12 protein-coding genes are annotated in these 12245 nt (G+C 59.3%); all 12 read left to right on the plus strand.

The annotated features are described in order from the left end of the window. Window positions 1-8: 8 nt before the first annotated feature. The 12 genes from frr (at window position 9) to rnhB (ending at window position 11922) form a co-directional block, all read left to right on the plus strand. The gene (gene frr, locus BG841_RS11560; RefSeq protein ID WP_070058802.1) at window positions 9-566 is read left to right on the plus strand and encodes a ribosome recycling factor; all 558 of its coding nucleotides are present in this window, start codon (window positions 9-11) and stop codon (window positions 564-566) included. A gap of 73 nt (window positions 567-639) precedes the next feature. Continuing rightward, complete coding sequence (gene uppS / locus BG841_RS11565) at window positions 640-1404, plus strand: polyprenyl diphosphate synthase (protein WP_070057799.1); 765 nt, start codon at window positions 640-642, stop codon at window positions 1402-1404. 24 nt (window positions 1405-1428) lie between these two features. Then, entirely contained in the window at window positions 1429-2262 is an 834-nt protein-coding gene (locus BG841_RS11570) for a phosphatidate cytidylyltransferase (RefSeq protein ID WP_070057800.1), read from the plus strand. 2 nt (window positions 2263-2264) lie between these two features. Next, entirely contained in the window at window positions 2265-3443 is a 1179-nt protein-coding gene (ispC, locus tag BG841_RS11575) for a 1-deoxy-D-xylulose-5-phosphate reductoisomerase (RefSeq protein ID WP_070057801.1), read from the plus strand. 38 nt (window positions 3444-3481) lie between these two features. Next, the gene (gene rseP, locus BG841_RS11580) at window positions 3482-4831 is read left to right on the plus strand and encodes an RIP metalloprotease RseP (protein ID WP_070057802.1); all 1350 of its coding nucleotides are present in this window, start codon (window positions 3482-3484) and stop codon (window positions 4829-4831) included. A gap of 44 nt (window positions 4832-4875) precedes the next feature. After that, window positions 4876-7194 (plus strand): outer membrane protein assembly factor BamA, encoded by a 2319-nt coding sequence (gene bamA, locus BG841_RS11585; RefSeq protein WP_070057803.1) that lies wholly within the window; start codon window positions 4876-4878, stop codon window positions 7192-7194. Between the two features lie 32 nt (window positions 7195-7226). Beyond that, entirely contained in the window at window positions 7227-7724 is a 498-nt protein-coding gene (locus BG841_RS11590) for an OmpH family outer membrane protein (RefSeq protein WP_070057804.1), read from the plus strand. A gap of 65 nt (window positions 7725-7789) precedes the next feature. Continuing rightward, window positions 7790-8815 carry a UDP-3-O-(3-hydroxymyristoyl)glucosamine N-acyltransferase gene (gene lpxD, locus BG841_RS11595; protein ID WP_070057805.1) on the plus strand — a complete coding sequence of 342 codons (1026 nt, stop codon included), beginning with the start codon at window positions 7790-7792 and terminating at the stop codon, window positions 8813-8815. 11 nt (window positions 8816-8826) lie between these two features. Beyond that, on the plus strand, window positions 8827-9264 hold the full coding sequence (gene fabZ / locus BG841_RS11600) for a 3-hydroxyacyl-ACP dehydratase FabZ (protein ID WP_070057806.1): 438 nt from the start codon (window positions 8827-8829) through the stop codon (window positions 9262-9264). Then, on the plus strand, window positions 9264-10055 hold the full coding sequence (lpxA, locus tag BG841_RS11605) for an acyl-ACP--UDP-N-acetylglucosamine O-acyltransferase (protein ID WP_070057807.1): 792 nt from the start codon (window positions 9264-9266) through the stop codon (window positions 10053-10055). Before fabZ ends, lpxA begins: the two co-directional genes overlap by 1 nt. Window positions 10056-10066: 11 nt before the next feature. Next, the gene (lpxB, locus tag BG841_RS11610; RefSeq protein ID WP_228141648.1) at window positions 10067-11248 is read left to right on the plus strand and encodes a lipid-A-disaccharide synthase; all 1182 of its coding nucleotides are present in this window, start codon (window positions 10067-10069) and stop codon (window positions 11246-11248) included. Beyond that, a complete protein-coding gene (gene rnhB, locus BG841_RS11615; RefSeq protein ID WP_070057809.1) occupies window positions 11245-11922 on the plus strand; it encodes a ribonuclease HII in 678 nt (225 codons plus the stop codon). Before lpxB ends, rnhB begins: the two co-directional genes overlap by 4 nt. Window positions 11923-12245: the final 323 nt, after the last annotated feature.

The raw sequence follows: 12245 nt of genomic DNA on the forward strand, positions 1-12245 counted from the left end.
AGATGTTTGTGATTAATGAAATCAAGAAAGATGCCGAGAAGCGCATGAACAAGAGCCTCGAAGCCCTGTCTTCGGCGTTCAACAAAATTCGCACCGGACGCGCGCATCCGTCCATCCTTGATGGCGTTATGGTGAACTACTACGGCCAGGATACACCGTTGAAACAGGTGGCCGCGGTGAACGTGGAAGACAGCCGGACCCTGGCGATCTCGCCGTGGGAAAAAAACCTGGTTTCCGCGATCGAGAAGGCGATCATGACCTCGGATCTCGGACTCAACCCCTCCAGCACGGGCGATGTTATCCGGGTGCCCATGCCCATGCTGACCCAGGAAACCCGTAAGGATATGGTCAGACAGGCTCGCGCCGACGCGGAGCACGGGCGCGTTTCCATTCGCAATGCCCGCCGTGATGCCAACAACGACCTGAAAGAGTTGCTGAAAGAGAAGGAAATCAGCGAAGACGATTTGCGCCGTGGCGAGGATGAAATCCAGAAGTTGACCGACCGCTTCATCGCCGAAGTGGAAACAATGCTGAAAGCCAAGGAAGAGGACCTGATGGAAGTGTGATCCATCAGGAATTGTTCGCGAATCAGACATCGGTGCCTTGGTGGGTATCGCAGGGCATTGGTGAGGGGATGGCATGACGGGAAGCGTATCCGCACAGATTCCGGTTTCGGCAAGCAGCCGGCCCCGGCACGTGGCGATTATCATGGATGGTAACAACCGCTGGGCCAAAGCCCGGCGGCTAACCGGAGTGGCCGGACACAAGGCGGGGGTGAACGCGGTCAAGTCCACCGTTGAGGTTTGTGCGCGGGAGGGCGTGGAGGTGTTAACCCTGTTCGCGTTCTCCAGTGAAAACTGGCGCCGCCCGGAAGACGAAGTATCCGCGTTGATGCGGCTGTTTTTATTTGCGCTGGAGCGTGAAGTGAAAAAGCTGCATAAAAACAACATCCGGCTGCGGATCATCGGTGATCGCACGGCATTCAGCCCGGCGTTGCAAGAGCATATGGCCAAGGCGGAAAACCTGACCAAAGACAATACCCTTATGACGCTGGTGATTGCCGCCAATTACGGCGGTCATTGGGATATTGTACAGGCCACGCAAAAGGTGGCCGAGCAGGTCCAGCAGGGCAGGCTGGCGCCCACCGACATCACCGATGATCTGATCCAGCAGCATTTATCCATAGGCGATCTGCCCGTACCCGACCTGATGATACGCACCGCCGGTGAGCAGCGGATCAGCAACTTTATGCTGTGGCACCTCGCCTATACCGAACTCTACTTTTCCCCCGTCTTCTGGCCGGATTTTGACGCAGCGCAAATGCGCGAGGCGCTTCAGGTGTATGCCGGGCGCCGGCGTCGTTTCGGACAGACAGATGATCAGGTTGCTGGCCAGCAGCAATAACAACGATATAAAGCGAACCTTACTGTGCTCAAAACCCGCATTATCACTGCTTTGATACTGGCCCCTCTGGCGATCGGTGGTATCTTTTTTCTGGGGCCCCTCGGATTTGCGCTGTTTACCGGCGCGATCATCCTGCTGGGCGCCTGGGAGTGGGCCAATCTCGCGGGTTTGGTGCCGCAATGGCAGCGCGTCACCTATGCGCTGGTTATCGGCGCGATTCTCTATCTGTGCTATCAGCCCTCGACCGTTGTGCTATGGCTTGCCCTGCTGTGGTGGCTGATCTGTTTTTTTCTGGTGCGCAGCTATCCCGGTACCAGTGGCTTGTGGCAACCGGTGGCCGTGCGGGCGGTGATGGGGGCGCTGGTGCTCGTGCCGGCGTGGATTGGTCTGAATGTGTTGCGTAACGGCAGCCCGGCATTTGGCGACATCGACACCGGCCTGTGGCTGATCGTGTATGTGTTCGCCACTGTGTGGGTGGCCGATGTCGGCGCGTACTTTTCCGGACGGGCGTTTGGCAAGACCAAATTGGCGCCCCGGGTTAGCCCGGGCAAATCCTGGGCAGGCGTGTGGGGCGGCCTGATTGCGGTCGCGGTTCTGGCGATCCTCGCCGGCCAGTGGGCCAACGCTGGTCTGGTTGAGGCCAGCCTGTTGGTGGTGGTGAGCGTGGCCGTTGGATTGGTGTCGGTACTGGGCGATTTGCTGGAAAGCATGATGAAGCGCTTCCGCGGGGTCAAAGACAGCAGCCAGTTACTGCCGGGGCACGGCGGCATTCTCGATCGTATTGACAGTCTGACGGCAGCATTGCCCGTGTTCACCTTACTGGCAATACTGCTCGGCTGGCTGGTTGCAGGTGGTTGACCATGCGTAAGTTAACAATTCTGGGGGCCACCGGCTCTGTGGGTCTGAATACCCTGGACGTGGTCCGCCGTCATCCGGAGCGGTTTTCGGTCCATGCGCTGACCGCCTGTACCCGGGTGGCCGAAATGGCCACCCTGTGCCGCGAATTTGCACCGGCCCTGGTGGTGATGGCGGACGAACCGGCCGCAGCCCGGCTGCGTCTGGAGCTTGCGGATCTTCCTGCCATTCAGGTGCTTTCGGGGCAAGACGGGCTGTGCCAGGCCGCCGAAGATACGGCAGCCTGTACGGTGGTCGCCGCCATCGTTGGCGCGGCCGGCTTGCTGCCGACTCTGGCGGCCGTCCGCGCGGGCAAGCGGGTGCTGCTGGCGAATAAGGAAGCGCTGGTGATGTCCGGTCAGCTGTTCATGGATGCGGTGACGGCCTCAGGCGCAGAACTGCTGCCGATCGACAGCGAGCATAATGCGATCTTTCAGTGCTTGCCACCCACCCATGTGCGCAATCTTGACGGCGCGGGGGTACGGCGCATTCTGCTGACGGCCTCCGGCGGACCCTTCCGCTCTTATACCGCAGAACAGCTGAAAACCGTGACCCCCGCACAGGCCTGTGCGCACCCCAATTGGTCGATGGGACAGAAAATCTCCGTGGACTCGGCCACCCTGATGAACAAGGGGCTGGAACTGATTGAGGCCTGCTGGCTGTTTGATACCACCCCCGGTTGCGTCGAGGTGCACGTACACCCGGAAAGCATTATCCATTCCATGGTGGAATATCTGGACGGGTCGGTGCTGGCCCAGTTGGGCAGTCCCGACATGCGCACTCCCATTGCCAATGGTCTGGCCTGGCCCGAGCGCATCGATGCCGGGGTCGCGCCCCTGGATTTATTTGCGCTGGGCCGGTTTCATTTCGAACGTCCGGATGTGCAGCGTTTTCCGTGCCTGCGGTTGGCCGCTGAGGCGTTTGAGGCCGGTGGCACCGCGCCGGCCGCCCTGAATGCGGCCAACGAAGAGGCGGTCGCGGCCTTCCTCGCCGGGCGACTGTGTTTTGCCGACATCCCGGTGGTCATCGAGCGGGTCCTGGCGGCCACTGAGGTACAGCCTGCAACCGACCTGGATGTCATTTTTGCGTGTGATCGCCAGGCACGGGCCGGAGCCCGGGAACTGATTGCACAGCGGGCGATCTGATTGTCAGGTGGCATTGAGTTGGACCGTTTGAGGGTGTTATGCAGTTAATTCAGGCTATTCTGGCACTGGCTCTGACCCTGGGTATCCTGGTGACCATTCACGAGTATGGTCACTTCTGGGTGGCGCGCCGCTGCGGGGTCAAGGTACTGCGTTTTTCCGTGGGATTCGGCAAGCCGCTGTTTTCCTGGTACGACCGGCAGGGCACGGAATTCGCGGTAGCCGCGATTCCCCTGGGTGGGTACGTAAAAATGCTGGACGAGCGCGAAGGCCCTGTGCCCGAGGCGCTGAAAGATCAGGCCTTCACCTCCAAGTCACCGGGTCAACGCATTGCGATTGCCGCGGCCGGGCCGGTCGCCAACTTCCTGTTTGCCATCCTGGCCTACTGGCTGCTCAGTGTGGTCGGGTTCACCGTCCTCGCACCGGTGGTGGGCGAGGTCACGCCCCGGTCCGTGGCTGAACGGGTGGGGCTGACGACGGGCATGGAGATCCGCGAGATTGATGGTCACCGGGTAACTTCCTGGCGGGACATCAACATGCGCTTGCTTGAGCGGGCAGGCGAGCAGGGAAATATTCAGGTTGAGGTGGTCGGGCAGGGCGTCTCCGGCCATCTCACCGGGACACTCAATGGCTGGCGCCTCAGTGAGGAAGACCCCAATCCGCTCAAAGAGTTTGGCGTTCAACCGCTGCGCCCCGACGTGCCGGCCACCATTGGTATGGTGGCCGACTCCGGCCGGGCCTACGCCGGCGGGCTGAGAGAGGGTGACCAGGTGGTGGCGGTGGACGGCGAGCCCGTGGCCGACTGGTTTGCGCTCGTTGACAGGATTCGCCGCGCACCGGAACAGCCGCTTTTACTCACCGTCCGGCGGCAAGGTGCACTGGTTGAGCTGACGGTGACCCCGGCCGCGAAAACAACCGACGACGACGGCACGTTCGGATTTGTGGGCGCAGGGGTTGCACCGGTAGACTGGCCGGACGAAATGTTGCGGCAAGTCAGTTACAATCCGCTGGCGGCGATTCCGGTGGCCCTGCATGAGACCTGGAGCGATACCCGCCTTACCCTGGTGGCGATCCACAAAATGCTCACCGGGTTGTTGTCACCCAGTAATCTGAGTGGGCCGATTACCATCGCGCGCGTCGCCGAAGCGAGCGTGAGTTCGGGGTTTGAAGACTTTGTGCGCTTTCTGGCGTACCTGAGCGTGAGTCTCGGGGTATTGAATCTGCTGCCCGTACCGATACTCGATGGCGGCCACATTGTGTTTTACACCATAGAAGCAATTCGGCGTAAGCCGCTGTCCGATGCGGCCCAGGCGCTGGGGTTACGAATTGGTTTGGCATTGATTCTAACTTTAATGGTGTTTGCACTTTACAACGACCTGATGCGGTTGTGAGAATTGCCAACTCTTTAACGCGTATCCACAGGCGAAATTTCCGAATGAGACGTACTTTTTTTGGCACTGTTACCGGCCTGGCATTTGCTGTCCTGAATCTACAGGCGGTTCATGCAGATGAGTTTGTTGTGTCGGATATCGAGGTGGAGGGATTGCAGCGGGTTTCCGCGGGCACAGTGTTCTCTGCCTTCCCGGTGGGGATTGGTGAGGCCGTTGACGAGGCCCTGCTGGCCGATGCCATCAAAACCCTGTTCCGGTCCGGTTTGTTCACCGACATTGAAGCCAGTCGCGACGAAGGCGTCTTGATCCTGACCGTGAAGGAGCGGCCGTCGATCAGCTCCATCGACATAGAGGGCAACAAAAACATTGAGACCAGCATGTTGCGGGATGCGCTTTCCAATGCCGGAATGGACGAAGGGCAAGTGTTCCGCCGGGCGACCCTGGAGCGCCTGGAGCTGGAGATTCTGCGGTCCTATGTGAGTCAGGGTCGTTACAACGCCCGGGTGAAGGCGACCGCCACCGAGCTGCCCCGCAACCGGGTGGCGATCAAGCTGGACATTAACGAGGGCGACGTGGCCGCCATCCAGCACATTAACATTGTGGGCAACGCAGCGTTTTCCGACGACGAGCTGCTGGGTCTGTTTGAACTGCGTACCAGCGGCTTCTGGGCGTCGCTGACCAGCAAGGATAAATACGCCCGGGAGCGCTTGAGCGGCGACCTCGAGAAACTCCGGTCTTACTATCTGGACCGGGGGTATATCGATTTTACGGTTGAGTCCAGCCAGGTGTCGATCTCGCCTGACAAGAAGGACGTGTTTATTGCCATCGCCATCAATGAAGGGCCGCAATACACCATTTCTGACGTGCAGCTGCGTGGCAACCTGATTGTCGACGAACAGGAATTGCGGGATTTGATTCGCATCGAGGCGGGGGATACATTTTCCCGTGCCCGCATGGTCAGCACCTCCGAGCTGATCTCCCGACGCCTGGGCACCGAGGGTTACGCGTTTGCCAACGTTAACGCGATACCGGAAACCCGCGACGACCACACCGCGACGGTGACCTTTTACTTGGAACCCGGCAAACGTGCCTATGTGCGCCGGGTAAACTTCCGGGGCAATGTGTCCACCCGCGACGACGTGCTGCGTCAGGAAATGACCCAGATGGAAGGGGGCGTGGCTTCCACCGACCGTATCGAGTTTTCCAAAACCCGGCTGGAGCGGCTCGGCTTTTTCAAATCAGTTGACGTGCAGACCCAGCCTGTACCCGGCACCGATGATTTGGTCGATGTCAATTACACGGTCGAGGAGCAGCCTACCGGAAGCCTCTCTGCGTCGATTGGTTTTTCGCAGACCTCCGGCGTTATCCTGGGGGCCAACATCTCCGAAAATAACTTCTTCGGCAGCGGCAAACGGGTATCCATCGGCGCCAACGTCAGTGATTCCGTCAAGAGCGCCAATTTTTCTTACCTGAACCCGTATTACACCGTGGATGGGGTCAGCCGGGGGTTCAGTGTGTTTGCCCGGGAAACCGACTTCGAAGCCCAGGATATCTCCTCCTACCTGCTGGACGAGTATGGGGGGCGTCTCACCTTTGGTTACCCCATCGACAACATCACCCGGCTTAATTTCGGCACGGGTTACACCCTGTCGAAAGTGAAAACCGGTCAATTCACCGCCCAGGAAGTCGAGGATTTTATTGCCGACGAAGGGAACAGCTTTAATAACTACTTCCTGTTTGGCTCCTGGCGGCGCAGTACCCTGAACCGGGGGGTGTTGCCCACCCAGGGCTTCAGTCATTCCCTGTCGGCTGACGTGGCGGTACCGGGCAGTGATCTGACCTATTATAAGTTGAGCCACCGGACGGATTTTTACCAGCCATTGAATACAAATCATAGCTGGGTGCTGCGTGCGCGCACAGAAATCGGTTATGGCGACGGTTACGGTGACCGGGACGTGATGCCGTTCTACGAACATTATTTCGCGGGTGGTTATGGTTCCGTGCGGGGATTTGAAGCCAACTCCCTGGGCCCCAGGGCAACGAACAGCGAGTTCGATTTGTCGGAACCCGACCCATTCGGGGGCAACCTGCTGACCGAAGGCAGTCTGGAACTGATATTCCCGACCCCCTTCGCGGGCGACAGCCGGTCCATGCGGACTGCCTTTTTCCTGGATGCCGGACAGGTGTTTGATTCTGACCGCGGGTTTGATCCCGCTGTGGAGGAAATCCGTGCATCGGTCGGGGTGGGCTTCCAGTGGATTACCGCTGTCGGGCCGCTGGCCTTCAGTCTGGCCAAGCCGTTGAACAAGAAATCCGGAGACAGAGCCCAGGTATTCCAGTTCTCTTTGGGGCAGAGTTTCTGAGTGCTGAACGGATACAATCGAGGAGTGTTGATATGTTGAAAAGATCTGGTATCGCGGCTTTGCTGGCGTTGGTGTTGGCGGTTCCGGCAGTGGCAGAAACCCGCATTGGCGTAGTCGATCTGCGGCAGGCGTTATTTTCATCCGATGCCGCGAAAGCATTCAGTGAAACTCTGCAGCGGGACTTTTCGGGGGACGAAGCCAAAGTGCGTGAGGTGCAGGAGGCGGCGCGCAAGCTGCAAGAGCGTCTGGAAAAAGACGGCCCCATGATGAACGAAGCGGAGCGCACCAAGCTGGGCACCGAATTCCAGGAAAAAGTGCAGGAGTTCAATTTCCTCAAACAACGGCTGGACTCCACCGTGGCCGGCCGCAAACAGGAGTTTCTGGAACAGGCGCGCCCGGATGTCGATAGGGCCGTAAAGGCGCTGCTGGAAGAGCACAATCTCGATATCATTCTGCCCAGCGAAGCGGTCGTGTATGTACGGCCCGATCTGAACCTGACCGAACAGTTGCTGGAACAGCTCAATCGCTAATCGACGCTAGGGGCGCATCTGCGTGAAGTGCACTGTTATTCAGCCTGGAATTTTCGGAGTGAGATATGGCGCAGGGTGAGTATACGCTGGGAGAAATAGCGAGGTTTCTGGGCGCCGAGTTGCGCGGTGACCCCGAAGCGGTGATTGTCGGCATCGCCACGCTGCAAGCGGCGGACAAGGGACAGATATCGTTTTTATCCAGCGCATCCTATGCACGCTATCTGGCGGACACCAAGGCGTCGGCCATCATTGTCGGTGAGGGGGTGGACGTGCCCCCACCGGTCAACGCACTGGTCGTTGCTGACCCCTACCTCTGTTACGCCCGCTTGAGTCACTGGTTTGACCAGACGCCTGCGGCCGCTCCGGGTGTCCACCCCAGTGCGGTCGTCGCAGAGGATGCAGTCATACCGGCCAGCGCGAGCATTGGCCCTCTGGCGGTTATCGAAGCGGGCGTGGTTCTGGGGGAATCAGTAACCATCGGCGCAGGTTGCGTCGTTGGTGCGCACTGCCAGATCGGCGATCACACGGTGTTGCAGCCGCGGGTCACCCTCGGTCATCACACCATTCTTGGTAAACGGTGTCACATCCTCAGCGGTGCGGTGCTGGGCTCGGACGGGTTCGGTTTTGCCAATGAGAAGGGTGTCTGGCACCGTATCGCGCAGCTGGGCCGGGTGGTCCTGGGTGATGACGTGGAAGTGGGTGCCAACACCACCATTGATCGGGGTGCGCTCGACGATACCCGGCTGGAAAACGGCGTCAAGCTGGATAATCTTGTCCAGATTGCCCATAACGTGACCATCGGCGAACACAGCGCCATGGCCGCAATGGTGGGGATCGCTGGCAGCACCCGAATAGGCAGGCACTGTGTATTTGGAGGGGCCACAGGTGTGGCCGGTCATCTGACCATCGGAGATCAGGTGCACATGACCGGTATGACCATGGTGACGGGTAACATCAAGGAACCTGGAGTCTATTCTTCAGGAACCAACTTTGATACCAATCGCCAGTGGCGGAAGAATGCAGTTCGATTCCGACAGTTAGACGCAATGGCGCGGCGACTGAAAGAACTAGAGAAAAAAATTGAAGGCTGAGGCCGTTCCTGATGATGCAAATTGAAGAGATTAAAGAATACCTACCCCATCGCTACCCGTTTTTGTTGGTAGACCGTGTGGTGGAGGTGAAGAAGGGCGAATCGATTGTTGGTTATAAAAATGTGACCGTCAACGAACCGTTTTTTAACGGTCACTTTCCGGTGCGGCCCATCATGCCAGGAGTACTGGTGGTCGAAGCCATGGCCCAGCTGGCAGGAATACTCGGTTTTGTCACCGCTGGCCGCAAGCCTGCCGACGGTGTGATCCATTACCTCGCCGGGTCCAACAAACTGCGCTTCAAACGTCCGGTCGTGCCGGGCGACCAGCTGCGACTGGAAGCCACTCTGCTTTCCAACAAGCACGGCATCTGGAAGTTTGACTGTCGGGCTCTGGTTGACGGCGAAGTCGCTTGCGTGGCGGAAATCATGTCCGCCGAGAGAGATGTTTAATGGCAACGCAGGACTGGTCAGGAGTACACCCGCAAGCATTGGTTGACCCGTCTGCAATACTGGGTGCCGACGTGGTCGTGGGTCCCTGGAGCTACATCGGTCCCGGTGTGGAAGTGGGTGATGGCACGGAGATCATGTCCCACGTTGTGGTCAAAGGCCCGACGGTTATCGGCCGCAACAACCGGATATTTCAGTTCTCCAGCATTGGTGAAGAGTGTCAGGATAAAAAATACGCCGGCGAGCCCACCCGGCTGATCATTGGTGACAACAATACCATCCGCGAAAATTGTACCGTCCATCGCGGAACCGTGCAGGATCGCGGAGAGACCCGAATCGGCAGCGGTAACCTGCTGATGGCCTATGTGCATGTGGCCCATGACTGCGTCATCGGCGACCACACCATTCTGGCGAATTGCTCCACCCTCGCGGGCCACGTCAGGGTGGGCGACTGGGCCATTCTTGGGGGCGGCACCATGGTGCACCAGTTCTGCCAGATCGGCGCCCACAGCATGAGTGCGGGTGGCAGTATTGTGCTCAAGGATATTCCCGCGTACGTGATGGCCAGTGGCCAGTCTGCTGCTCCGTTTGGCATCAATGTGGAAGGACTGAAGCGCCGGGGGTTCGATAAGAACGCGCTGCTGAACCTGCGTCGTGCCTACAAAATCGTTTACCGCCACGGGTTGACGACCGAGCAGGCGGTGGATGAGTTGCAGCGCACGTTCAGCGACAACAGCGAAGTCCAGCCACTGATTGACTCCTTGCGCAATGCCCACCGTGGCATTGTCCGCTAGTGGTTGGTGAAGTGCCCGGAGAACGCGTCCAGGTCGTCAGCCAGCGAAACCTAACCATTGGCATGGTGGCCGGAGAAGCGTCCGGGGATATTCTGGGGGCGGGTCTGATCCGTGCGCTCCGGGCGCGCTATCCGCGGGCGCGGTTTGTGGGCATTGGCGGCGATGAAATGATCGCCGAAGGCTTTCATTCACTGGTTCCCATGGAGCGCTTGTCGGTCATGGGACTGGTGGAGGTGCTGGGCCGCCTGCGCGAGTTGTTCCGTGTCCGCGATCGCCTGCTGGATTACTTTCTGGCGACGCCCCCTGATGTCGTTATCGGCATCGATTCGCCGGATTTTACTCTCGGGGTAGAGCGTCGGTGTCGCGAAGCGGGCATCCCCACGGTTCATTACGTCAGTCCGTCCGTCTGGGCCTGGCGACAGAAACGCATTTTCAAAATCGCCAAATCGGTGGATTTGATGTTGACCTTGCTGCCCTTCGAAGCGCAATTCTACGAAGCGCACCAGGTCCCGGTCGCCTTCGTCGGTCACCCGCTGGCCGATCGCATACCCATGGAAACCGACACCGCTCACGCCCGCCACGCGCTGGGCCTGAAGCAAAACGCGCCGGTGCTGGCCATCCTCCCGGGCAGTCGTGCCGGCGAGGTGGAGCGGCTGGGGGGGCTGTTTCTGGCCGCCGCCAAATGGTTACAGGAACGGCGCAGCGATCTTCAGCTGGTGATTCCCTGTATCAACCGGGAGCGCGAGGAACAGGTACAGGCTCTGGTGCAGCAGGTGGGTGTTGAATTACCGCTGACGGTGATCAGAGGACGCTCCAGAGATGTGATGGCCGCCAGTGATGTGGTGTTGCTGGCCTCGGGTACCGCAACCCTGGAGGCGATGCTGCTCAAGAAACCCATGGTGGTCGGCTATCGGTTAAGCGGATTGAGTTTCGCGGTTCTGTCCAGACTGATCAAAGTGCCGTATGTGGCACTGCCCAACCTGCTGGCACGACAACCGCTGGTGCCCGAGCTGCTGCAAGACGCCGCCAGTCCGGAAAGCCTGGGCAGGGCGGTGCTGGAACGGTTGCAAAACGAACAGGAAATAGCGCGCTTGAAAACCGCATTCAGCGACCTCCACCAGCAATTGCGCCAGGGTGCAGACGAGCGCGCGGCGTCCGCAGTCTCGTCGCTGCTGGAGGGCCGGGCATCATGAGTAAACGCGAGTTACCGCCGTTCCAGTGTCGTTACCAGGGTCACCTGCTGGCAGGTGTTGATGAGGTAGGGCGCGGTCCCCTGGCTGGCCCAGTGGTGACCGCAGCGGTCATTCTTGACCCGGCGGTGCCGATTGCCGGATTGGCGGATTCCAAGAAACTCACTGAGAAACGGCGTAACGAATTGTTTGAGCAGATCCAGGAGCATGCGCTGGCGTTCTGCATTGGCCGCTGTGACAGCGACGAGATCGATCGGCTCAATATTTTTCAGGCGACCATGCTCGCCATGGAGCGGGCGGTTGCCGGTCTTGCTGTTGCACCGGAGTATGTGCTGGTTGATGGTAATCGCTGTCCGCGCTGGCGCTGGCCGTCCGAATCGGTGATCAAAGGGGATACCCGTGTGGAAGCCATCAGTGCTGCGTCCATTCTGGCCAAAGTGACTCGTGATCGCGAAATGACGGCCCTCGAGCAAACCTATCCGGGGTATGGGCTGGCCGGGCACAAGGGTTACCCAACCCCCGCGCACCTGGAGGCCCTGCGCCGGCTGGGGGCCACCCCCATCCACCGCCGTTCGTTTCGACCGGTGCAGGAAGCCATCGCCAGCGTTGGCCTGAACCCGGGCGCAGGCGGGCAAGAGCTAAGCTATCCGACGGATTTATTTGCAGATTACAGTTGACAGATGATCGGTAAGTGCCTATTATACGCACCTCGCTGATCGGGGAGACCCCGAAAGGCGGACCAGTTTGATGCGGGGTGGAGCGGTCTGATCGTTTATCGGGCTCCCAACCTGAATGAGCCGAAGGGAGTCATCGACCTTCGTGTTTGAGCCCGACCCAGAGGCAGGCTCAGAACCAGAAAAGATGACACAGTTTGATGCGGGGTGGAGCAGTCTGATCGTTTATCGGGCTCCCAACCTGAAAGAGCCGAAGGGAGTCATCGACCTTCGTGTTCGAGCCCGACCCAGAGACAGGCTCAAAACCAGAAAAGATGACACAGTTT

This window comes from Marinobacter sp. X15-166B (assembly GCF_001752365.1).
In the GTDB taxonomy this organism is placed as follows: domain Bacteria; phylum Pseudomonadota; class Gammaproteobacteria; order Pseudomonadales; family Oleiphilaceae; genus Marinobacter.